At 47.0% G+C, this 21,976-nt stretch carries 19 protein-coding genes; 16 read left to right on the top strand and 3 right to left on the bottom strand.

Annotated elements, in window-relative coordinates:
* The first annotated feature begins 160 nt into the window (after positions 1 to 160).
* The 8 genes from GPK58_RS02395 (at position 161) to glpK (ending at position 9,101) form a co-directional block, all read left to right on the top strand.
* Entirely contained in the window at positions 161 to 877 is a 717-nt protein-coding gene (locus tag GPK58_RS02395) for an MgtC/SapB family protein (protein WP_022426944.1), read from the top strand.
* Between the two features lie 465 nt (positions 878 to 1,342).
* Positions 1,343 to 2,800 (top strand): NAD(P)/FAD-dependent oxidoreductase, encoded by a 1,458-nt coding sequence (locus GPK58_RS02390; protein ID WP_215638129.1) that lies wholly within the window; start codon positions 1,343 to 1,345, stop codon positions 2,798 to 2,800.
* A gap of 7 nt (positions 2,801 to 2,807) precedes the next feature.
* A complete protein-coding gene (locus GPK58_RS02385) occupies positions 2,808 to 4,094 on the top strand; it encodes an NAD(P)/FAD-dependent oxidoreductase (protein WP_044961715.1) in 1,287 nt (428 codons plus the stop codon).
* Between the two features lie 5 nt (positions 4,095 to 4,099).
* Entirely contained in the window at positions 4,100 to 4,471 is a 372-nt protein-coding gene (locus GPK58_RS02380; protein ID WP_044961717.1) for a DUF1667 domain-containing protein, read from the top strand.
* Between the two features lie 298 nt (positions 4,472 to 4,769).
* A complete protein-coding gene (locus GPK58_RS02375) occupies positions 4,770 to 5,501 on the top strand; it encodes a glycerophosphodiester phosphodiesterase (protein ID WP_021976755.1) in 732 nt (243 codons plus the stop codon).
* 141 nt (positions 5,502 to 5,642) lie between these two features.
* On the top strand, positions 5,643 to 6,761 hold the full coding sequence (locus GPK58_RS02370) for an Ldh family oxidoreductase (protein ID WP_015527445.1): 1,119 nt from the start codon (positions 5,643 to 5,645) through the stop codon (positions 6,759 to 6,761).
* A 213-nt stretch (positions 6,762 to 6,974) separates the two neighbouring features.
* Positions 6,975 to 7,550, top strand: coding sequence for a glycerol-3-phosphate responsive antiterminator (locus GPK58_RS02365; protein WP_092071948.1), 576 nt, complete (start codon positions 6,975 to 6,977; stop codon positions 7,548 to 7,550).
* Positions 7,551 to 7,601: 51 nt separating this feature from the next.
* Entirely contained in the window at positions 7,602 to 9,101 is a 1,500-nt protein-coding gene (glpK, locus tag GPK58_RS02360) for a glycerol kinase GlpK (RefSeq protein WP_022426947.1), read from the top strand.
* A 125-nt stretch (positions 9,102 to 9,226) separates the two neighbouring features.
* Here glpK and GPK58_RS02355 read toward each other — a convergent pair whose 3' ends face one another.
* Positions 9,227 to 9,634: a DUF6465 family protein gene (locus GPK58_RS02355; protein ID WP_195274431.1), complete on the bottom strand. Its 408-nt coding sequence runs from the start codon at positions 9,632 to 9,634 to the stop codon at positions 9,227 to 9,229.
* Positions 9,635 to 9,805: 171 nt separating this feature from the next.
* On the opposite strand from GPK58_RS02355, the gene holA reads away from it, so the two are divergent.
* A complete protein-coding gene (holA, locus tag GPK58_RS02350; protein ID WP_022426949.1) occupies positions 9,806 to 10,801 on the top strand; it encodes a DNA polymerase III subunit delta in 996 nt (331 codons plus the stop codon).
* 3 nt (positions 10,802 to 10,804) lie between these two features.
* On the opposite strand, the gene GPK58_RS02345 is transcribed toward holA, so the two are convergent.
* Together GPK58_RS02345 and rpsT are read right to left on the bottom strand one after the other, a co-directional pair.
* Positions 10,805 to 11,377, bottom strand: a complete 573-nt coding sequence (locus tag GPK58_RS02345; protein WP_173775795.1) for a M48 family metallopeptidase — start codon at positions 11,375 to 11,377, stop codon at positions 10,805 to 10,807.
* A 132-nt stretch (positions 11,378 to 11,509) separates the two neighbouring features.
* Positions 11,510 to 11,773: a 30S ribosomal protein S20 gene (gene rpsT / locus GPK58_RS02340; RefSeq protein ID WP_022426951.1), complete on the bottom strand. Its 264-nt coding sequence runs from the start codon at positions 11,771 to 11,773 to the stop codon at positions 11,510 to 11,512.
* Between the two features lie 293 nt (positions 11,774 to 12,066).
* Here rpsT and gpr point away from each other — a divergent pair, with 293 nt between their 5' ends.
* The 7 genes from gpr to GPK58_RS02305 all read left to right on the top strand — a co-directional run bounded on the left by gpr (position 12,067) and on the right by GPK58_RS02305 (position 21,926).
* Positions 12,067 to 12,996: a GPR endopeptidase gene (gene gpr / locus GPK58_RS02335; protein WP_215638128.1), complete on the top strand. Its 930-nt coding sequence runs from the start codon at positions 12,067 to 12,069 to the stop codon at positions 12,994 to 12,996.
* Positions 12,997 to 13,019: 23 nt separating this feature from the next.
* Positions 13,020 to 14,390 carry a stage II sporulation protein P gene (locus tag GPK58_RS02330; protein ID WP_330627184.1) on the top strand — a complete coding sequence of 457 codons (1,371 nt, stop codon included), beginning with the start codon at positions 13,020 to 13,022 and terminating at the stop codon, positions 14,388 to 14,390.
* 82 nt (positions 14,391 to 14,472) lie between these two features.
* A complete protein-coding gene (gene lepA / locus GPK58_RS02325; protein WP_021651884.1) occupies positions 14,473 to 16,281 on the top strand; it encodes a translation elongation factor 4 in 1,809 nt (602 codons plus the stop codon).
* A gap of 11 nt (positions 16,282 to 16,292) precedes the next feature.
* Entirely contained in the window at positions 16,293 to 16,679 is a 387-nt protein-coding gene (locus GPK58_RS02320) for a hypothetical protein (protein ID WP_021651885.1), read from the top strand.
* The gene (hemW, locus tag GPK58_RS02315) at positions 16,669 to 17,805 is read left to right on the top strand and encodes a radical SAM family heme chaperone HemW (protein WP_195656691.1); all 1,137 of its coding nucleotides are present in this window, start codon (positions 16,669 to 16,671) and stop codon (positions 17,803 to 17,805) included. Before GPK58_RS02320 ends, hemW begins: the two co-directional genes overlap by 11 nt.
* A gap of 154 nt (positions 17,806 to 17,959) precedes the next feature.
* Positions 17,960 to 20,809, top strand: a complete 2,850-nt coding sequence (gene uvrA, locus GPK58_RS02310) for an excinuclease ABC subunit UvrA (protein ID WP_059086148.1) — start codon at positions 17,960 to 17,962, stop codon at positions 20,807 to 20,809.
* A 133-nt stretch (positions 20,810 to 20,942) separates the two neighbouring features.
* Complete coding sequence (locus GPK58_RS02305) at positions 20,943 to 21,926, top strand: rod shape-determining protein (RefSeq protein ID WP_022426956.1); 984 nt, start codon at positions 20,943 to 20,945, stop codon at positions 21,924 to 21,926.
* The last annotated feature ends 50 nt before the right edge of the window (positions 21,927 to 21,976 follow it).

Genomic DNA, 21,976 nt, shown 5'->3' with positions numbered 1-21,976 from the left:
AAACTGCGTAGTGAGACGGACAGAGAGAGTCCGGCTGACTAGACAGCTTTCGAATGGAGGGAGTGTGGCCTGCAGCGTTCGTGCAGGGTAAAATGGAAGGATGCGCTATTGGCGTTATCACCGGCGGAAAATAATGATACAACAGGAAAGGGGCAAATTTATGGGCGGAATTCTCGGAGCATGTAATGCAATATCGGATTATTTGCACACTTTAAATATGGGATCGACGCTGTTTCGGCTGATCCTTGCGATGTTTCTTGGATGTCTGATCGGTATTGATCGTGGAATGAAGAAGCGTGTGGCAGGTGTAAAAACACATATGATCGTCTGTATGGGGGCAACTTTGGTTATGATGACGGGCGATTTTATCCATGTATATTCTAATGGGGCAGGAATCGGAGATACTGCACGACTTGGCGCACAGGTTGTCAGTGGGATTGGTTTTCTTGGAGTGGGAACCATCATTGTGACCGGACAGAGACATGTATCCGGTCTTACGACAGCGGCCAGTCTTTGGACTTCTGCGTGTATCGGACTTGCTGTGGGGATCGGCTTTTACAGCGGTGCGATCTTTACCACGCTGGGGCTTATTCTGGTGTTCAAATATGCGAAATATATAGAGGTTTATGTGGAAGAGCATTCCAATACCTATGACGTATATATGGAGTTTGAAAATGAAGACAAGATGAGTATGGTCATAAAGAAGCTCCGGGAAGAGGACATCATGATCTCCAACGTAGTTATCATCAAAAAGAGATCCAAAACACAGAGTGTGGTGATCCAGGCAACAATGGAGGCTGCCAAATGGAAAGCACGCCATACTGTATTTCGTGAGGTAAGACAGCAGGAAGGAGTTATTTCTGTGGAGGAAATATGATCGGGAATCGGGAATACAATGAAACTTATCATGTTTTTGAGAAAGTTAAGAGCATGTTAAAGAAAAAACGATGTATTTTACGAAAAATGCACTTGAAATATGAAGAATAGTCTGATACAATGAATACAAAGTGAAGAAGGAATCTGATTCAGCTTGCTGAATACAGAGAATGCCATTGAGAACAGAGACCGGCATGAAGACACATGGATAAGTGTGTTTTTATGCCGGCTATTTTTATGCGCAAATGTTAATGTTTCAAAAGGATTACAAGGGTTACAAAGGGTTACGGCATAAAAATAATGGCATATTCACTTGAAAGATTGCTGTTCGTAAGCAGTACTCCTCGCAGAATATATACCTGCGGACGGCAATGCTTGTGTTGCAACGGATATTCTGCTGTTTCCGGCGCAGAGAAAGCCGGGGACAGTTCAGAAGATCCGCAAACAGGAAAGGAGAAACAGATCTATGTATGATGTGATCATTATCGGAGCAGGAGTTTCCGGAGCGGCAGCGGCGAGAGAGCTTTCAAGATATCGGCTGAAAATCTGCGTTCTGGAGCGAGAAGAGGATGTATGCTGTGGAAATTCCAAGGCAAACAGCGGAATCGCTCATTCCGGTTATGATGCAGAACCGGGAAGCCTTATGGCGGAACTGAATGTGAAGGGCAGCAATATGATGGGACAGCTTTCGAAGGAACTGGATTTTCCTTTTAAACAGACGGGTTCATTGACTGTCTGTACGACTGAGAATGGAATCGCCATGCTGCATAAGCTGCGTGAAAGAGGACTGAAAAACGGAGTAGAGGGACTGAGGATCCTTGACAGAGAAGAGGCACTTGCCATGGAGCCGAATCTGTCTGATCAGGTGCTGGCAGCGCTGTATGCACCGACAGCCGGAATTGTCTGTCCCTTTGAGCTGAACATTGCAATGGCAGAGAATGCATATAACAATGGTGTGGAATTTAAATTTGACACAGAAGTAAAGAACATCCGAAAACAGGAAAAAGGTTTTGTTGTGGAAACCTCAAAGGGTGATTTTGAGACAGGCTGTATCGTCAATGCTGCCGGTGTCTATGCGGATGTTTTTCATAATATGGTAAGTGAGAAAAAACTGCATATCACTCCTCGTAAGGGTGAGTATATGCTTCTTGATAAAAGTGCAGGAACACATGTGAATCATACGATCTTTGCACTTCCAAATAAGAACGGAAAAGGAGTTCTGGTAACACAGACTGTTCACGGTAATCTTCTGATCGGGCCTACAGCTACGGATCTGGAGGATCGGGAGGAAACAGCGACTACCTCAGAGGGGATGGAGGAAGTAAGTGTCAAATCCCGGAAAACAGTAAAGGATATTCCACTGCGGAAGGTGATCACAAGCTTTGCAGGGCTTCGAGCTATCGAGGACGGTATGGATTTTGTGATCAAAGAGGTGGAGGATGCCCCCGGATTTATCGATTGTGCAGGAATCGCATCCCCGGGACTTACCAGCTCACCGGCCATTGGCTGTATGGTTGCTGATATCGTAAAAGAAAAATTACATCCGGAAGTAAATCCGGATTTTGATCCGGTGAGAAAAGGGATCCTGGATCCGTCAGAGCTTTCTCTGGAAGAAAGAAATGAGCTGATCAAAAGATCACCGGAATATGGAAATATCATCTGCAGATGTGAGATGATCTCTGAGGGAGAGATCCTGGATGCGATCCGAAGACCTCTTGGAGCGAAATCCCTGGACGGAGTAAAACGTCGTACAAGAGCAGGAATGGGAAGATGTCAGTCAGGCTTCTGCTCTCCCAGAACAATGGAAATCCTCAGCCGAGAGCTTGGCATTTCCATGGAGGAGATCACAAAAACAGGCGGAGCTTCCAGACTGATCGAAGGAATCAACAAGAAAATTGCAGAGGAGGGCGAGAACCATGAATGATAAGATTATGGTGAAGAGAGATATCGTGATCATAGGCGGAGGCCCTGCAGGACTGGCAGCAGCCCTGGCTGCAAAGAAAGAGGGAGCAGAGAGTATCCTGATCCTGGAACGTGATAAGGAACTGGGCGGGATCCTGAATCAGTGTATCCATAATGGATTTGGCCTTCATACATTTCAGGAGGAGCTGACAGGACCGGAATATGCGGCACGTTTTATCCGGATGGTAAAAGAGCAGCAGATCGAGTACCGGCTGAACACCATGGTCATGGATATCAGCCAGGATAAGGTGATCACTGCCATGAGCCGCCAGGAGGGAATGTATCAGATCCGGGCAAAAGCTGTGATCCTTGCCATGGGCTGCAGAGAGAGACCGCGAGGTGCACTGAACATTCCGGGATATCGACCGGCAGGCATTTATTCAGCAGGAACAGCACAGCGCCTTGTAAACATGGAAGGATTTATGCCGGGAAAAAAAGTAGTGATCCTGGGATCCGGTGATATCGGACTGATCATGGCTAGACGTATGACGCTGGAAGGTGCAGAGGTTAAGGCAGTGGCAGAATTGATGCCATATTCCGGAGGCCTGAAGCGAAATATCGTGCAGTGCCTGGATGACTTTGGAATCCCGTTGAAGCTTAGCCATACAGTGGTTGACATAAAAGGAAAAGAACGTGTGGAAGGAATCACTCTTGCAGAGGTAGACGAAAACAGACGCCCGATTCCCGGTACAGAGGAATTTTTTGAATGCGATACGCTTCTTCTTTCTGTTGGTCTGATCCCGGAGAATGAGCTTTCCGGACAGGCAGGTGTGAAGCTGAGTAATGTGACTTCCGGACCGGTGGTAAACGAAAGTTTGGAGACAAATGTAGAAGGTATTTTTGCCTGCGGAAATGTTCTTCATGTTCACGATCTGGTGGATTTTGTTTCGGAGGAAGCCGGCAATGCAGGAAGAAATGCGGCTCTCTATATAAACAACAATGGAGAGGACAAAATACCGGAAGAGATAAAGATCACGCTTTCGCCCCAAAACGGAGTCCGCTATACAGTGCCGTCTGAGATCCGTACCGGTCATATGGCGGAGGAGCAGCTGGTCCGCTTCCGTGTGGGAAATGTATATAAAAATTGTTACATCCGTGCATATCTGGATGGAGAACGGATCTTTTCCAGAAAAAAACAGGTGGCAGCACCCGGAGAGATGGAACAGATCAAATTGAAAAAAGAGCAGCTTCTTTCCATTCTGGAAGGAAAACAGAAACAGGATAAACATGAACTTGTGATCCAGGTGGAGGAGTGATGAAAATGGAAAAAAGGAATCTTACTTGTATCGGATGTCCTATGGGATGCGCCCTTCTGGTGGAAATGGATGGAAAAGAGATCATTTCCGTCACAGGAAATACCTGTAAAAAAGGTGCGGAATATGCAGTGAAGGAAGTGACAGATCCGACCAGGATCGTGACAACGACCGTGCGTGTGAAGAATGGAAGCATGCCGGTGGTGTCAGTAAAGACAGCACAGGATATTCCGAAAGGAAAGATTTTTGACTGTGTGGAAACGCTGCGGGATGTATGTGTGGAAGCGCCGGTTCAGATCGGGGACGTGATCCTGGAGAATGTAGCAGGCACAGGCGTGGATATCGTGGCTACAGGAAATGTGAAGCAGATCATACAGTGATCTGCAAAGGATATATATGGCAATCTGTATGCTTATAATATGTCAGCCCTCCGGCAGACAAAGCGAATAAAATAAACCTGAAAAGGCTTTTTTATCGCTTTGTTTGTCATGAAATAAAATATACAAAATGCACAAAAAATATTAGTGCTTAAAAGAATGATTAATTAAAAAATAACAAAAAAATATATAAAAATCGATAAAAAATGTTGAAAATAAATAAACGCTATGATATAATCAGAAATATGAATTAGCAAAAATGCTCATAACGATGTAATGCATTGAATGGAGGATGATTAGAATGAAAGTATTTGGACATCGTGGTTTCAGCGGAGAATATCCGGAGAATACAATGCTGGCGTTTCAGAAGGCTGTGGAGGCTGGTTGCGAGGGGATCGAGCTTGATGTACAGCTGACCAAGGATCTGGTTCCGGTGATCATGCACGATGAGAAGGTTGACCGTACCACAGATGGAAACGGATATATCTATGATCTTACATATGCTGAGCTGTGTAAACTGGATTGCAGTTATCCGGATAAGTTTGCTGGAAAATTCGGCAGGCTTCAGATTCCGACTCTGAGAGAGTATTTGGAGTGGATGGCAGAGGAGGAAGATCTGATCACAAACATCGAGCTGAAGAACAGTGTTTATTATTATGGTGGTATGGAAGAGAAGGTCATTGATATGATCTGCGAATATGGTCTGGAGGATCGGATCATCCTTTCCTCTTTCAATAACGCATCCATTGTATTGTGCAGACAGAGTGATGAGACTATTGCAGGGGGCTTTCTGGTAGAGAAATACGTGGATAATGCAGGGGTTTATGCAAGAACCTGTGATGTGCAGTATTATCATCCGAATCTGGAATACCTGAAGGAAGAACATGTACGCAGCTGTTCCCAGAACGGGATCGGGGTGAATGTCTGGACTGTAAACGAGGAAGAGGATATGAGAAGGATGAAGAAATGGGGAGTAAACTCCATCATCACCAATTATCCGGACAGAGGAAGAGCAGTGGCAGACGAGGATTGAAACTGTAATGCAAAGACGCTTTCTGTAAGGTACATACAGGAGGCAGGCTAAATTTGAAATCTCCGGCAGGAGGGGGTCCTGCTGCAGATCTATATAAGCAAAATAAAAAAACTATAATAATGTATATGGAGGATTTTTACAATGGAGAAAGAAACAAGACCTTTTATTTCCTGGCAGCTTGCAGACGATTTTATGACTGCAGTATTTGAGAAAATGGGAGTTCCGACGGAGGATGCAAGACTTTGCGCTGATGTACTTCTGGAAAGTGACAGACGTGGAATCGAGAGCCATGGCTGCAACCGCTTTAAACCGATCTATATCGACCGTATCAAATCCGGAATCTTAAATCCTGTAACAAAGATCGATATTCTTAAAGAGACACCGACAACTGCAGTTCTTGATGCTAACGATGGTATGGGAATGGTAGCCAGCAAGAAGGCTATGGACATGTGTATCGAAAAGGCACATAAATACGGCATGGGTATGGTTGCAGTCCGTAACTCTTCTCATTATGGAATCGCAGGATATTGGACAGGTCTCGCAGCAAAAGAGAATATGATCGGTATCAGCGGTACCAACGCAAGACCATCCGTTGCACCGACATTTGGTGTTGAGAATATGCTTGGAACCAACCCACTGACATTTAGTATGCCTACAGATGAGCCGTTCCCGTTTACACTGGACTGTGCAACATCTGTTATCCAGAATGGCAAGATCGAATACTACGCACGTATCAACCATGATACTCCTAAGGGTCTTGTTATTTCCAGAGAAGGAGAGGAGCTTACAGATAGTGCAGAGATCCTTAAGAAGATCAGAAGCCAGCAGGCAGCACTTGCTCCTCTTGGTGGATTTGGTGAGACAACCGGAGGATATAAGGGATACGGATACTCTACTGTTGTTGAGATCCTTTCCGCTGCTCTTCAGTCCGGTCTCTTCCTGAAAGCTCTGGATGGTAAGGATGAGGAAGGAAAGATCCGTCCATATCATCTTGGACATTTCTTTATTGCTATCGACACAGAGGCATTTATGGGTGCAGAGGCATTCAAGAAAACATGCGGTGATATCCTGAGAGACCTGAGAGGCTCCGAGAAGGCTCCTGGACAGGAACGTATCTACACAGCAGGCGAGAAGGAATATGATGTATGGATGTATCGTAAGGATAAGGGAGTTCCGGTGACAGAGGCAGTTCAGAAAGAGTTTATCGGACTTCGCGATGAATTCGGACTTACACAGTTCAAATTCCCGTTTGAGAAATAATGTATCTGCAGAAGGGAAGTCCATAGGGGCTTCCCTTCTTTTACCAGAGAAGAAGATTGTCTGAGAATTGTAATACAGCCGGAAATAAAACAGATATATTTGGCAAATGCGTCTGGTCTTTGAAGCAATAAACTGATACAATAAGAATAATATCTTCAAATAATGCGCGGAGATAAAATGATATTGTGTGAACATTGCGGAGGAAGAGAGAAGATGAACAAAGAATTTCTGGACGCGATCGAGGCGAACCCGATCATAGCGGCTGTAAAGGATGAGCAGGGGCTTCAGAACTGTTTGGGCAGGGAGGAGCTTACCGTGATCTTTATCCTGTATGGAGATATCCGTTCTATTGGGGGAATTGTGGAGCGGATCCACCAGGCGGGGAAGATCGCGATGGCACATATAGACCTGATCACAGGTTTAAGCTCAAAAGAGGTTTCTGTGGATTATATTTGTAAAAATATCCATGCAGATGGGATCATTTCAACAAAAGCATCCATGATCAACAGGGCGAAGAAGCTTGGAATGTATACAGTTCTGCGTTTTTTCCTTATTGATTCCATGGCGATCAAGAACATTGAGAATCTGGAAAATCAGCATGAGCAGCTGCCGGATGTGGTAGAGGTTCTGCCGGGGCTGATGCCGAAGATTCTTAAACAGATATGTAAAACAAGCAAGGTGCCTGTGATCGCAGGCGGTTTGATCTCCGATAAGGAGGATGTGATGGGAGCTCTGGGTGCGGGGGCAGCAGCGGTTTCCACTACAAATCAGAAGGTATGGGAATTATGAGGCTGCAGAGGCATTGAGCCGCAGCCAAGAAATGTATTGGAGGATTTTTATATGGCAAAATATGTTATGGCGCTGGATTCGGGAACGACCAGTAACCGCTGTATTCTTTTTGATGAAAGCGGAAGGATCCGCAGTGTGGCGCAGAAGGAGTTTATCCAGCATTTTCCAAAACCAGGATGGGTAGAGCATGATGCAGGTGAGATCTGGTCCACACAGCTTTCTGTTGCCAGAGAGGCTATGAACCAGATTGAGGCAACGGCAGAAGATATTGCAGCAATCGGTATCACCAATCAGAGAGAGACTACTATTGTCTGGGATAAGAATACGGGACAGCCGGTTTATCATGCCATCGTATGGCAGTGCAGAAGAACTTCAGAATACTGCGACAGTCTGAAAGCAAAGGGACTGGAAGAAAAATTCCGTCAGAAAACAGGACTTGTTATTGATGCGTATTTTTCTGCCACCAAGGTAAAATGGATCCTGGATAATGTGGAGGGTGCCCGCGAAAGAGCAGAGAAGGGAGAGCTTTTGTTTGGTACCGTGGAGACCTGGCTGATCTGGAAGCTGACCAAGGGAGCTGTTCATGTAACAGATTATTCCAATGCATCCAGAACGATGATGTTCAACATCAATACACTGGAGTGGGATGATGAGATCCTGGAGGAGCTTGATATTCCGAAATGCATGCTCCCGCAGGTAAAAGAGTCCAGTGAGATTTATGGTGAGACAGATCCGTCCTTTTTCGGTGGAAGGATCCCGGTAGCCGGTGCTGCCGGGGACCAGCAGGCGGCGCTGTTCGGACAGGCCTGCTTTGAGAAAGGTGAAACCAAGAATACATATGGAACCGGTGGCTTTCTTCTGATGAATGCAGGAGATAAACCGGTATTTTCCAATAACGGGCTGGTTACAACCATCGGATGGGGACTTAACGGAGAGATCACTTATGTTCTGGAGGGATCCGTATTTGTGGCTGGTGCTGCGATCCAGTGGCTTCGTGATGAGCTTCATCTGGTGGATTCCGCATCGGATACCGAGTATTTTGCGGGAAAGGTACCGGATGCAAACGGCTGCTACGTCGTGCCTGCATTTACAGGACTTGGAGCTCCTTACTGGGATCAGTATGCCCGTGGCACGATCGTGGGGCTGACCCGTGGTGTAAATAAGTATCATATTGTGCGTGCGACTTTGGAATCCCTTGCATATCAGGTCAATGATGTGCTGGAGGTTATGAAGGAAGATGCAGGAAGTGACCTTGCAGTTCTTCGTGTAGACGGCGGAGCAAGTGCAAATAATCTTCTCCTGCAGATTCAGGCCAATATCAGTAATGTGGCTGTAGAACGTCCGGAATGTATTGAGACAACTGCTCTTGGTGCCGCATATCTGGCAGGTCTTGCTGTGGGATTCTGGGAAAGCAAGGAGGCAGTACTGGAAAGTCGTGATGTGGAACGTATTTTCCGCACGGAGATCGATGACGAGAAGCGAAATGCCATGGTAAAAGGCTGGAGAGCTGCAGTAGGCTGCTCCAGAGACTGGATCAAAAAGATCCAGTAAAAGATAAAAAAGAAAAGTCATGCAGCGGGACCGGATGAAAATGTCCTGTGCATGGCTTTTTTGCGTTTCCGGAATGTCACAGACAGACCGGCATATAAGCGATCGCGGAACAGATCCGCCGGAGCTTACAGAGCGGTCAGATCGATCCTGTAATCGTCGGAACCCGCTCCGTCAGCAGTGTAGTAAGCTGCTCTTTCTTCTGCATTTACATAGATGTGGAGCTCTTTGCCTTTCAGGCCCTTTGCTTCTGCATCTTTCTTAACAGCTGCCTCAAGGTCGGCAACTGTGATGGATGTCTCAAAAATTTCAAGTGTGATGCCGCTGATCTTATGATTTTTTACAGTGTTCTTAACTTCTTCTACTACTTCTGGTGCCTTGGCTGCTACAGTCTCTGTTGCCTTTTTGACTGCTTTAACGGTTTTTTCAGCTGCAGGTGTTTTTTCAATCTTTTCTACAGTTGATTTCACGGTAGCTTTGGCCTTGGTGGTTGCGCTCTTCAGGTTGCTTGTTCTGCTGTTTCTTCTTTTTTCCATAATGGAACACTCCCTTCCACATATTTCGCTGACAGAACGGATCTGCCGGAATATGTACCTGTTTACAGTAGCATGAATCCGGTGGAAAGTCAAATTTTTGCTTGGGTGTTGCATTTCCGGCAGTTGTCGTATAAACTGGATTACAGAGAAAATCAGACAGGGGTACAGAGATTGAAGAATATTCAGGAAGATATCAAAACAGGAAAATTTAAGCAGGCATATCTCCTTTACGGTGAGGAAGCCTATCTGAAACAACAATATAAAAGAAATCTGGTGAAGGCTCTGAACCCGGACGATGATACCATGAATTTTACCAGATATGAGGGGAAGGGGATCGATGTCCGGGAGCTTTTGAGTCTTTGTGATACCATGCCTTTTTTTGCAGAGCGAAGAGTAGTCCTTCTTGAGGATACGGGATTCTTTAAGAACAAATGCGAGGAACTGGCAGATTATATGAAAGCTCTGCCGGATTATCTGTATCTGGTGTTCTGCGAGTCTGAAGTAGATAAAAGAAGCCGTATGTACAAGGCGGTAAAAGCCTGCGGCAGCATCGGGGAATTTAAACAGCAGGATGAAAAGACTCTTATGCGGTGGGCAGCAGGGATCCTTGGAAAAAATGGCCGCAGGATCACCCAGAGAGATGTGGAGCTTCTGCTGACCATGACGGGAACAGATATGGGAAATATAAGGATGGAGCTGGAAAAGCTGATCTCCTATACGGTCGGAAGAGATGTTGTGACGGCTGCAGATATCCAGGCTGTCTGTACCACGCAGACAACCAATAAGATCTTTGATATGGTGCGTGCGGTGACGGAGAAGAACCAGAAGCGGGCCCTGGATCTGTACTATGACCTTCTGACTCTTCGGGAACCGCCGATGCGGATATTGTTTCTTCTGGCGAAACAGTTTCGTCAGATCTGCCTGACCAAGAAAATGTCACAGGAGGGTCTTTCTCAAACCGAGATCGCTTCCAAACTGGGAGTACCCTCTTTTGTTGTGCGGAATCTGGCATCCTGTGCCAGATCCTACACTGTGGAAGAGCTGGAGAATGCTGTGCGGGATTTTGTGGATGCGGAAGAGGCGGTAAAGACAGGTACACTTGGAGATGTGCTCAGCGTGGAGCTTCTGATCGTGAAGTACAGCTCGGCGAGAGCAGTGAGAGCCTGAGTTTTACGGAGAAGGGTTCTGCCACAGGGTCGCTCCGTTGTCCCTGAGCCATTTTTCGCAGGCTTTATACTCCGGCATCACAGATGCCACCACTGCATAAAAGGCAGGGGAATGATTCATTTCTTTTCTATGGGAAAGTTCGTGTACTACAACATAATCCAGAACTTTTTCCGGGGCGAAGATCAGCCGCCAGTTGAAATTCAGGTTTCCTTCGCTGGTGCAGCTTCCCCAGCGGGTTTTTTGTTCCCGGATCGTGATACGGCCGTAGGTTACGCCCATTTTTCTGGCGTAGGCTGCGGTTTTTCTTTTGAATATTTTTCTGGCGGATTCCATATAATAACTGCGACGGAATTCTGAAAGAGGCGGGTTTTCAGCCTGGGGCTGTGCCGGCTCAGTGGCAGCGTGTGAGAGATGCTCCAGGATCCAGCTTTCTTTCTGTGAGAGAAAACGATGGATGGTGGAATCTGGCATTGTGTGTGGAGCGCGGACAGTTACCTGACCGGAAACGCTGACCTGGATCGCCAGGGTTTTCCGGCTGCTGCGGATAATGCGGTAGGGAAAGGGATGGGATATCATAAAAAACTCCTTTTGGTCAATGCAGAAATCTATATACAAAACAGAAATCTATATACAAAAAAGACAGTCGCTGACGGTTCGACTGTCTTTCCTTTTACTTATAAGCTTATAACTAAAATATTCCGTGGTCTATTACGCAATGCTGTTGACAGCTTTGGAAAGACGGGAAATTTTTCTGGCGCAGTTATTTTTGTGATAAACGCCCTTGGATGTAGCTTTGCTGATTGTGGAGATTGCATCCTTAAGAGCAACCTCTGCAGCTGCCTTATCCTTATTCTCAACTGCTGTCTCAACTTTCTTGATGGAAGTCTTAACTGCAGAACGGATTGCTTTGTTTCTTGCAGCCTTAGTGCTGTTAACTAAGATTCTCTTCTTTGCGGATTTAATGTTAGCCAATTCGTACACCTCCGATTCCTTAAAAATATAATATTAAATTACATTCACAGGAACAGACACGGGCGCTCCTATGAAACATGCTTATATATATTATTATACGTGCACAGGAATGTCAAGATGTTTTTCGCAAAAATTCCAAAAAAATATGCAAAAAATACCAGATGCTGTGTAGAAAAGGGGAAATGATACATATTTATGGGAAAAAGGGGAAATAATAAAAGGGAAAACACCGGAAAAGCTGCAGGCAGCAGCGAAAAAGTCTTTGCAATCTTACAGAAAAAGAGGATGAGAGTATGGCTGGAAGGAGCAGAATCAGAACAGATCTGGCGCTGGAAGCAACGGAACGCTTTCAGGCGGAAAACGTAGAAGTACGTGGAGTAGAGATCAGGGAAAGATACGATGAGGAAAAGGATGTTCGGACTACCGTAGTGCGGATCACAACGGAAAACGGAGCCAGGACCATGGGAAAACCACAGGGAACCTATATTACCATTGAGGCACCGGATCTTTCCGTTCCGGATGAGGATTATCACAGGGAGATCTCGGAAGAGGTGGCACATCATTTAAGGGAGCTGATCGATCTTGGACGTCAGTTGTCAATTTTGGTGGTAGGGCTTGGAAATCAGGAGATTACTGCGGATTCCCTTGGCCCTCGTGCAGTTTCCAATCTTCATATGACAAGGCATGTGATCCGGGAATATGGGCTGAAGAGCAATGAACATATGAAAATGCATCAGATCAGCGGGATCGTTCCGGGTGTGATGGCACAGACCGGAATGGAAACTCTGGAAATTGTTCGGGGTGTTGTTTCTGAGACAAAGCCGGATTTGGTGATCGCCGTAGATGCGCTGGCGGCCAGAAGTACGACAAGACTTAACCGGACGATCCAGATCACGGATACCGGGATTAGTCCGGGCTCCGGCGTGGGGAATCACAGGGAAGGCCTGAATGAAGAAAATCTTTCGGTCCGTGTGATCGGGATCGGTGTTCCGACTGTGGTGGATGCGGCTACTATTGTCCATGATTCCATGGCAGAGCTTCTGGAGGCACTGGAGGAGGATGAGCAGAAGGAGTTTCTGGAAGAAATGATCTCGCCGAAGCTTTACACCATGTTTGTAACACCAAAGGATGTGGATGAAACGGTACGATATTTAAGCTTTACCATTTCCGAGGGACTGAATCTGGCTTTTTCCGATAGTCTAATCGAAGAGGACAGGTCATAAAATACCATAAGAGGTGATCGTGGGTGACGAATATCCAGAGGGCTTTCTGCGTGGTTTTGAGCCTGATCTTCCTGGGGGTGGTGGCTGTCCTTCCGGGAGATTTTTTCAGGCATGGTGAGATCTACAGACAGCTGCCGCTGTATTGCTTTCTGGAAAAGAAAGCTCTGCAGAAGGAAAATGGTAGAGACCGGGAAACAGAGATGCTTTTGCAGGAAAAAAACGCAGAGCATCTGGGTGAAGAAGTGGAAGCAGAGAACCGAAAAGAGCAGGAGACGCTGCTGATGGCCGAGGCGGAAGAAGTGGAGAAGAAAGAATCCCTTCAGAAGAAAGAAGAGCTTCAAAAGAAAAAAGAAATTCAAAAGAAAGAAGCGGAAGAGGCAGAAATGGAAGGGAAAAAATCCTCTGCCGGCAAAAAAAATGAAAAGGAGACTGTTAAGGGAAATGCAGAACAGGAAGTTGCAGAGCCAGAAATTACAGAGCCGGGAGGTTCAGAACAGAAAGCTACGGAGCCGGGGAACACAGAACCGGAGACTCCTCCGTCAGAGGAGAACCAATCCGGTGAAAATACTGCGAAGGAACAGGAGACTGTGGCACTGCCACATCCGCAGATTGACTTGTCTCAGGCGAAACTGGCAGATTTTGACTATGTGATGAATCAGTTTTTTATATTGGATTCCAATACGGAAACGAATGCGCAGCAGATCAGTGCGCCCCGTTTTCTGAAGGAGGATCTGTCCGTTAAAAAGGATTCATCGGTACCCCAGATCCTGATCTATCATACCCATTCCCAGGAGGCTTTTGCAGATTCAAGAGAAGGACAGACTGAGGACACCATCGTAGGAGTGGGAGATCATCTTGCTGAACTTCTGGAAAAAACATATGGATACCAGGTCATTCATATAACAGATGCCTTTGATATGATGGGAGGAACACTGGACAGGAGCAAGGCTTATGATTATGCCAGGGCATCCATAGAAAAAGTGCTGGAAGAAAATCCCACCATTGAAGTTGTGATCGACCTTCACAGAGATGGTGTGCCGGATGAGCGTCATCTGGTAACACAGGTGAATGGAAAACCTACTGCTCAGCTGCTTTTTTATAATGGATTAAGCTATACAGTCAGTCAGGGGGCAGTGAGTTATCTGCCCAATCCTTACATAGAAGAGAATCTGGCATTTTCCTTTCAGCTGGAATATCAGGCGGCACAGTATTACCCCGATCTTTACCGGGGGATCTATCTGGCAGGTCTTCGCTATAATCTGCATCTTAAGCCACGGGCCCTGCTTCTGGAGGCCGGAGCACAGACAAATACCGTGGAGGAAGTCCGAAATGCCATGGAACCATTTGCAGATATCTTAAACAGAGTTCTGAAAGGCAGTGACAAAGAAGGCTGAAATATGATATGATAAAGAGCAGTATGGAAAAATATGCGTTCTAAACGCTTTATACGAGAGAAATTTAAGGAGGACTTCCTGAATGATAGACCAGAGTAAAATTCGGAATTTTTGTATCATTGCACATATCGACCATGGCAAGTCAACACTTGCGGACCGTATCATCGAGATGACGGGACTTCTTACCGAGAGGGAAATGCAGGCCCAGGTTCTGGATAACATGGACCTTGAGAGAGAACGAGGGATCACCATCAAATCCCAGGCGGTTCGTATTGTATACAAAGCCAAGGACGGAAATGAGTATATTTTTAACCTGATCGATACCCCGGGACATGTGGACTTTAACTATGAAGTTTCCCGAAGCCTTGCTGCCTGTGACGGAGCGATCCTTGTTGTGGATGCAGCACAGGGAATCGAAGCTCAGACACTTGCCAATGTATATATGGCACTGGACCATGATCTGGATGTGGTTCCGGTGATCAACAAGATCGACCTTCCAAGTGCGGATCCGGAGCGTGTTATCAATGAGATCGAGGATGTGATCGGAATTGAAGCGCAGGATGCACCGCAGATCTCCGCAAAAACAGGACTGAATGTAGACCAGGTCCTGGAGCAGATCGTCAATAAGGTCCCGGCGCCGGCGGGGGATGTGGATGCACCTCTGAAGGCTCTGATCTTCGACTCTGTTTATGACCCTTATAAGGGTGTTATCGTATTTTGCAGAGTGAAGGACGGACGTGTGAAAAAGGGCACGAGGATCCATATGATGGCGACCGGATTCACCACGGAGGTTGTGGAGGTTGGATATTTTGGAGCGGGTCAGTTTATCCCGTGTGACGAGCTGACAGCAGGTATGGTCGGATATATCACAGCCAGCATCAAGAATGTCCGTGATACCCGCGTGGGTGATACGGTAACGGATGCGGACAACCCCTGTGCAGAGGCACTTCCGGGATATAAGAAGGTAAACCCTATGGTTTATTGTGGCCTTTATCCGGCAGATGGTGCCAAGTACGGCGATCTCCGTGACGCGCTGGAGAAGCTTCAGCTCAACGATGCTTCCCTTTATTATGAACCGGAGACATCGGTCGCCCTTGGATTTGGTTTCCGCTGCGGCTTCCTGGGACTTCTTCATCTGGAGATCATCCAGGAGCGTCTGGAGAGAGAGTATAACCTGGATCTTGTAACTACAGCACCGAGTGTTATCTATAAGGTCTATAAAACCAATGGTGAGATCATCGAGCTGACCAATCCCACCAACCTTCCGGATCCTTCAGAGATCGAATACATGGAAGAGCCTATGGTGAAGGCGGAGATCATGGTAACCACAGAGTTCATTGGTGCGATCATGGATCTCTGCCAGGAGAGACGTGGTCAGTATGAAGGCATGGAATATATGGAAGAAACCCGTGCACTCCTGAAATACAGACTGCCGCTGAACGAGATCATTTATGATTTCTTTGATGCACTGAAATCACGTTCCAGAGGTTATGCATCCCTGGATTACGAACTGGACGGATATGAGAGAAGTGAGCTTGTAAAGCTGGATATCCTTGTGAATAAAGAAGAAGTGGATGCTCTTTCCTTTATCGTGCATGCAGATACTGCTTACGAGCGTGGAAGAAAGATGTGTGAGAAGCTGAAAGACGAGATCCCGAGACAGCTCTTTGAGATCCCGATCCAGGCAGCTATCGGAAGCAAGGTCATTGCCAGAGAGACGGTAAGAGCCATGCGTAAAGACGTACTTGCCAAGTGTTACGGTGGAGATATCTCCCGTAAGAAGAAGCTTCTGGAAAAACAGAAGGAAGGTAAGAAACGTATGCGTCAGGTAGGTAACGTGGAGATCCCGCAGAAGGCATTTATGAGTGTCCTGAAGCTGGATGATAAATAGGAGATGACTTTTTGAAAAAAAATATAAAAAAACTGTTTCTGGCAGCAGGACTTCTGGCTATAACAGGAGCTCTGCTTACCGGATGTGGTTCAAAGAAGAAAAATGCAGAAGAGGAAAGTGTGATCAAAATCAGTACAGCGCCGGAACCGACTGCCACTCCTGATCCGAAAACCGTAGATCCGGATGCAGTGACGAGCAATGGAAATCTGACAATGGTCAATGAGTACCTGGCAGAAAACGGCAGTGAGGCATTGGGGATCGATGGCGTGACACCGACACCGGCTGCTTCGGATGGAAGCACGGATAATGCGGATAGTGCCGGTGAAGATACAAGCTCCGATGAGGATAATGATACATCAGGTAGTGGTGGAGAGGAAGGAGCCATGGATGGAGAATGAGGCGAAAAAACCGCTGGAGCTCTATATCCATATTCCGTTTTGTGTGAAAAAATGTGATTACTGTGATTTCCTTTCCGGACCTGCCGGAAAAGAGAGGCAGCGTGAATATTTCCAGGCTCTGGAAAGGGAGATCGCCGCTGTTCCGGATTTTTCGGAAAGGGAGATCACCACAGTTTTTATCGGCGGAGGAACACCTTCCGTGCCGGATCCGTCTCTTGTTGGAGAGATGCTGGATCAGATCAGAAATAAGTTTTTTGTGGCCCCGGATGCTGAGATCACCATCGAAGCAAATCCGGGGACTTTATATAAAGAAAAACTTCAAATATATCTGGAACACGGGATCAACCGACTGAGTCTGGGACTTCAGTCCCCGCAGAATCGGGAATTAAAGATCCTTGGAAGGATCCATACGTGGGAAGAGTTTCAGGAGAGCTTTTTTATGGCAAGGGATGCAGGCTTTTCCAACATCAATATCGATCTGATGAGTGCCATTCCGGAACAGACCTATGCAGACTGGGAAAAAAATCTCCGCACGGTGGCAGGGCTTTCGCCGGAACATATTTCCGCCTACAGTCTGATCATTGAGGAAGGCACTCCTTTCGGGGAGAGAAAGCTGAAATTGCCGGATGAGGATACGGAGTACCGTATGTATGAGAATACGGCAGGGATCCTGGAGGAATATGGGTTTCATCAGTACGAGATCTCCAATTATGCGAAAGGCGGACGGGAATGCCGTCATAATAAGGGATACTGGCAGAGGATCGATTATCTGGGACTGGGACTTGGGGCGTCTTCACTTCTGGATCATATGCGTTTTTCCAATACTGCGGATATGAAGGAATATATTGGAAACAGTGCGTTTCCGGATAAGATCCGCCAGAATATGGAAAGCCTTACAGAGGCAGATGAGATGGCTGAGTTTATGTTTCTGGGGCTTCGGATGACAGAGGGCGTTTCAATGGAAGCGTTTGCGGAATATTTCGGAAAAAATATGGAAAACGTTTACGGAGAGGTCCTGAAAAAACATCTGGAGATCGGAATGCTGGAACAAAAAGGAGACAGGATATATCTTTCGAGAAAGGGAATCCATGTGAGCAATGGAGTGATGGCGGATTTTCTGTTGTAGAAAAATTTGTCGATTTTTTCACCTTGACGAACGGATGTTCTGGCAGTATACTGATAAAAAATCAGAAGTTTTACAGCGGAATAAGAGAGGTAGATTCTGCTGTTGAGAAGAATACCGGAGTATTTTTTATGACCGGACAGAGTAGGAGGCTTTCATGTCAGCAGAAGCAAACGATAAGAAGCGTTTTATCAGGATACGCGGAGCCAATGAGAATAATCTTAAGAATCTTAGCGTCGATATTCCCAGAGACCAGTTTGTGGTACTTACCGGACTCAGTGGCTCCGGTAAGTCATCTCTTGCATTTGATACCATTTATGCAGAGGGACAAAGACGTTATATGGAGTCACTTTCTTCCTATGCGAGGCAGTTCCTGGGACAGATGGAGAAACCGGATGTGGAGAGTATCGAGGGCCTTCCGCCGGCAATCTCCATTGATCAGAAGTCAACGAACCGGAATCCCCGTTCTACAGTGGGTACGGTAACGGAGATCTACGATTATTTCCGACTTCTGTATGCCCGTGTGGGAATCCCGCACTGTCCCAAATGTGGAAGGGAAATCCGCAAACAGACGGTAGATCAGATGGTGGATCAGATCATGACGCTTCCGGAACGCCAGAAGATCCAGCTTCTTGCACCGGTAGTGCGGGGCCGCAAGGGAACCCATGTTAAACTTTTGGATCAGGCCAGAAGAAGCGGATATGTGAGAGTGCAGATCGACGGAAATCTCTATGAGCTTTCTGAGGAGATTAAGCTGGATAAGAATATCAAACATAACATTGAGATCGTTGTGGATCGACTTATTGTGAAACCGGGAATAGAGAAGCGTCTTTCCGATTCCATTGAAACCGTGCTGGATCTGGCGGATGGTCTGCTGGTAGTAGACACTATGGACGGGAAACTTCTGAATTTCAGTCAGAGTTTTTCCTGTCCGGATTGCGGCATCAGCATTGATGAGATCGAACCAAGGAGCTTTTCCTTTAATAATCCATTTGGTGCCTGCCCGCAGTGTCTGGGTCTTGGATATAAGATGGAATTTGATATCGATCTGATGATCCCGGATAAGAAACGGAGTATCAATGAAGGGGCTATCGCTGTTCTCGGATGGCAGTCCTGTACCACGCAGGGAAGCTTTTCCAGAGCGATCCTGGATGCCCTGGCAAGGGAATATGAATTTTCTCTGGATACACCTTTCTGCGAGTATCCGAAGAAGGTCCAGGATATCCTCATCCATGGTACCGGCGGTCATTCTGTGAAGGTTTATTATAAAGGACAGCGGGGAGAGGGCGTTTACGATGTGGCGTTCCCGGGACTGATCCGCAATGTGGAGCAGAGATACCGTGAAACCGGTTCCGAGGCTATGAAGCAGGAATACGAGAGCTTTATGCGGATTACTCCGTGCACCACATGTAAGGGACAGAGGCTGAAGAAGGAGTCCCTGGCAGTGACCGTGGCGGATAAGAATATTTATGAAGTGACCAATATGCCGGTACAGAAGCTACAGGGCTTTCTCCGCGATCTGAAGCTTTCAAAGCAGCAGGAGCTTATTGGAAGACAGATCCTGAAGGAAATCCGCGCCAGGGTTGGATTTCTGGCAGAGGTTGGCCTGGAGTATCTTTCACTTGGAAGAGCTACCGGAACCCTTTCCGGCGGAGAAGCTCAGAGGATTCGTCTTGCCACACAGATCGGATCCGGGCTTGTGGGGGTTGCATATATCCTAGATGAGCCGAGTATCGGGCTTCACCAGAGAGATAATGACAAGCTTCTGGGGGCACTGATGCGTCTCCGTGATCTTGGCAACAGTCTGATCGTGGTGGAGCATGATGAAGATACCATGCGTGCTGCAGACTGTGTCATCGATATCGGCCCCGGAGCCGGAGAACATGGCGGACAACTGGTCGCAATGGGGACAGCTGAGGATCTGATGAAAAATGAGCAGTCTGTGACAGGAGCTTATTTAAGCGGAAGGCTGAAGATCCCGGTACCGGAAGTGAGGAAGGAACCAACCGGATTTCTTCATATAAAGGGTGCGGCAGAGAACAACCTGAAGCATATCGACGTAGATATTCCTCTGGGAGTGATGACCTGTATCACAGGTGTTTCCGGCTCCGGTAAGAGCTCTCTGATCAATGAAATCTTGTACAAGAGACTTGCCAGAGACCTGAACCGTGCCAGAGTGATCCCCGGGAAACATGATGACATCCTGGGTATCGATCAGCTGGATAAGGTGATCAATATCGACCAGTCCCCGATCGGAAGAACTCCCCGTTCCAATCCTGCCACATATACCGGAGTTTTTGACCAGATCCGTGATCTTTTTGCAGCTACCGCAGATGCCAAGGCAAAGGGCTACAAGAAAGGCCGTTTCAGTTTTAATGTCAAGGGCGGACGGTGCGAGGCCTGCAGCGGTGACGGAATCATCAAGATCGAGATGCATTTTCTTCCGGATGTATATGTGCCTTGCGAAGTCTGCAAGGGCAAACGCTACAATCGTGAGACTCTGGAAGTGAAGTATAAGGGCAAGAGCATTTATGATGTATTGAATATGACTGTGGAAGAAGCACTGACATTTTTTGAGAATGTACCGTCGATCCGGAGAAAGATCGAGACCCTGTATGATGTAGGACTTTCCTATATCCGCCTGGGTCAGCCCTCCACCACTCTTTCCGGAGGAGAAGCACAGCGTATCAAGCTTGCCACAGAACTCAGCAAGCGTAGTACCGGAAAGACGATCTATATCCTGGATGAGCCTACCACAGGACTGCACTTTGCGGATGTCCACAAGCTGATCGAGATCCTGCGCCGTCTGTCTGAAGGAGGAAACACCGTTGTGGTCATTGAGCACAATCTGGATGTGATCAAGACGGCGGATCATATTATTGATATCGGACCGGAAGGCGGTGACAGAGGCGGAACGGTAATTGCCAGAGGAACTCCGGAGGAAGTAGCAGAGAATCCGGTTTCCTACACCGGTAAATATGTGAAAAAATATCTGGAACAGAAATAACCGGTAAAAGTTCTTTTCAATTTCTGTGGTTTTGTATATAATGAAGTGCGGGAACGTTCCGGCACAGACTGGAACAGAATAAGTCAGAAATGCGTCAGCATACAGAATGCGTATGACGCAGGCGGGAGGATTTATGCCGGCAAAGGATATTGGAATCGATCTGGGAACCAGAAACAGTCTGGTGTTTTCCACAGGCAAGGGAATCGTTTTAAGAGAGCCCTCTGTGGTTGTTTATGATAAAGATACAGAGAAGATCAGAGCAATCGGTGAGGAAGCCAGACAGATGGCAAGCCATCTGACTTCCAATATGGAAGTGATCTGGCCAATCCGAAGAGGTGTGATCGTAGATTATAATGTAATGGAAAAGATGCTGAAATATTTTATTTCACAGGCTATGGGACGGAGAGCGTTCCGGAAGCCGAGAGTCAGCATCAGTGTTCCGAGCGGGATCACGGAGATTGAGCGTAAAGCAATTGAGGAAGCTGCCTATCAGTCAGGAGCCAGGGAAGTTTTTCTTGTGGACGAGCCTATCGCTGCTGCTATCGGGGCAGGTGTAGATATTACCAAGCCATTTGGCAATCTGATCGTGGACATCGGTGCAGGGACCACGGATGTTGCGGTCGTATCCGTAGGAGGTGTGGTTGTTTCCGCATCTGTGAAGGTTGCAGGAGATAATTTTGATCATGCGATCATGAATTATGTACGTGAGAAGCACAGCCTCTTTATCGGGGAGGATGCAGCGGAGAATATCAAGATCAAGATCGGAACAGCCAGTGAAGAAGCGGATCTTCGCACGATGGAGGTCAAGGGCAGAAATATCATCACAGGACTTCCGAAGGTGGCAACACTGACTTCTGAGGAGATCCGGACCGCTTTGCGGGAAACGACCGGACAGATCGTAGAGACAGTCCATGGCGTTCTTGAGAAAACACCGCCGGAGCTGGCGGCAGATATCATGGACCGAGGAATCGTTCTTACAGGCGGAGGTGCCATGCTGCATGGAATGGATGCATTGATCGAGCAGAAAACAGGAGTCAGCACACTGACGGTACAGGATGCAATGCTTGTAGTGGCTGCAGGAACAGGAAAATATGCGGAAATCATGTCAAGGATGTAAACCGTTATGAGTCGTCTGGACGGCACAGGAGCAGAGAAGAGACTGCCGAA

The sequence above is a fragment of the Blautia sp. MCC270 genome, assembly GCF_018785605.1.
GTDB lineage: Bacteria > Bacillota > Clostridia > Lachnospirales > Lachnospiraceae > Blautia_A > Blautia_A fusiformis.
The sequence above is the reverse complement of the archived record's forward strand: the minus strand, read 5'-3'. Positions and strand labels throughout refer to the sequence as shown.

Excerpts from the sequence above, each read along its gene's own strand:
- lepA (WP_021651884.1), top strand. The coding sequence starts at position 14,473 with ATGATAGACCAGAGTAAAATTCGGAATTTTTGTATCATTGCACATATC.
- GPK58_RS02355 (WP_195274431.1), bottom strand. The coding sequence starts at position 9,634 with ATGGAAAAAAGAAGAAACAGCAGAACAAGCAACCTGAAGAGCGCAACC.
- uvrA (WP_059086148.1), top strand. The coding sequence starts at position 17,960 with ATGTCAGCAGAAGCAAACGATAAGAAGCGTTTTATCAGGATACGCGGA.
- GPK58_RS02345 (WP_173775795.1), bottom strand. The coding sequence starts at position 11,377 with ATGATATCCCATCCCTTTCCCTACCGCATTATCCGCAGCAGCCGGAAA.
- GPK58_RS02380 (WP_044961717.1), top strand. The coding sequence starts at position 4,100 with ATGGAAAAAAGGAATCTTACTTGTATCGGATGTCCTATGGGATGCGCC.
- GPK58_RS02385 (WP_044961715.1), top strand. The coding sequence starts at position 2,808 with ATGGTGAAGAGAGATATCGTGATCATAGGCGGAGGCCCTGCAGGACTG.
- GPK58_RS02375 (WP_021976755.1), top strand. The coding sequence starts at position 4,770 with ATGAAAGTATTTGGACATCGTGGTTTCAGCGGAGAATATCCGGAGAAT.
- GPK58_RS02395 (WP_022426944.1), top strand. The coding sequence starts at position 161 with ATGGGCGGAATTCTCGGAGCATGTAATGCAATATCGGATTATTTGCAC.
- gpr (WP_215638128.1), top strand. The coding sequence starts at position 12,067 with ATGGCTGGAAGGAGCAGAATCAGAACAGATCTGGCGCTGGAAGCAACG.
- GPK58_RS02370 (WP_015527445.1), top strand. The coding sequence starts at position 5,643 with ATGGAGAAAGAAACAAGACCTTTTATTTCCTGGCAGCTTGCAGACGAT.
- GPK58_RS02365 (WP_092071948.1), top strand. The coding sequence starts at position 6,975 with ATGAACAAAGAATTTCTGGACGCGATCGAGGCGAACCCGATCATAGCG.
- GPK58_RS02390 (WP_215638129.1), top strand. The coding sequence starts at position 1,343 with ATGTATGATGTGATCATTATCGGAGCAGGAGTTTCCGGAGCGGCAGCG.
- hemW (WP_195656691.1), top strand. The coding sequence starts at position 16,669 with ATGGAGAATGAGGCGAAAAAACCGCTGGAGCTCTATATCCATATTCCG.
- GPK58_RS02305 (WP_022426956.1), top strand. The coding sequence starts at position 20,943 with ATGCCGGCAAAGGATATTGGAATCGATCTGGGAACCAGAAACAGTCTG.
- glpK (WP_022426947.1), top strand. The coding sequence starts at position 7,602 with ATGGCAAAATATGTTATGGCGCTGGATTCGGGAACGACCAGTAACCGC.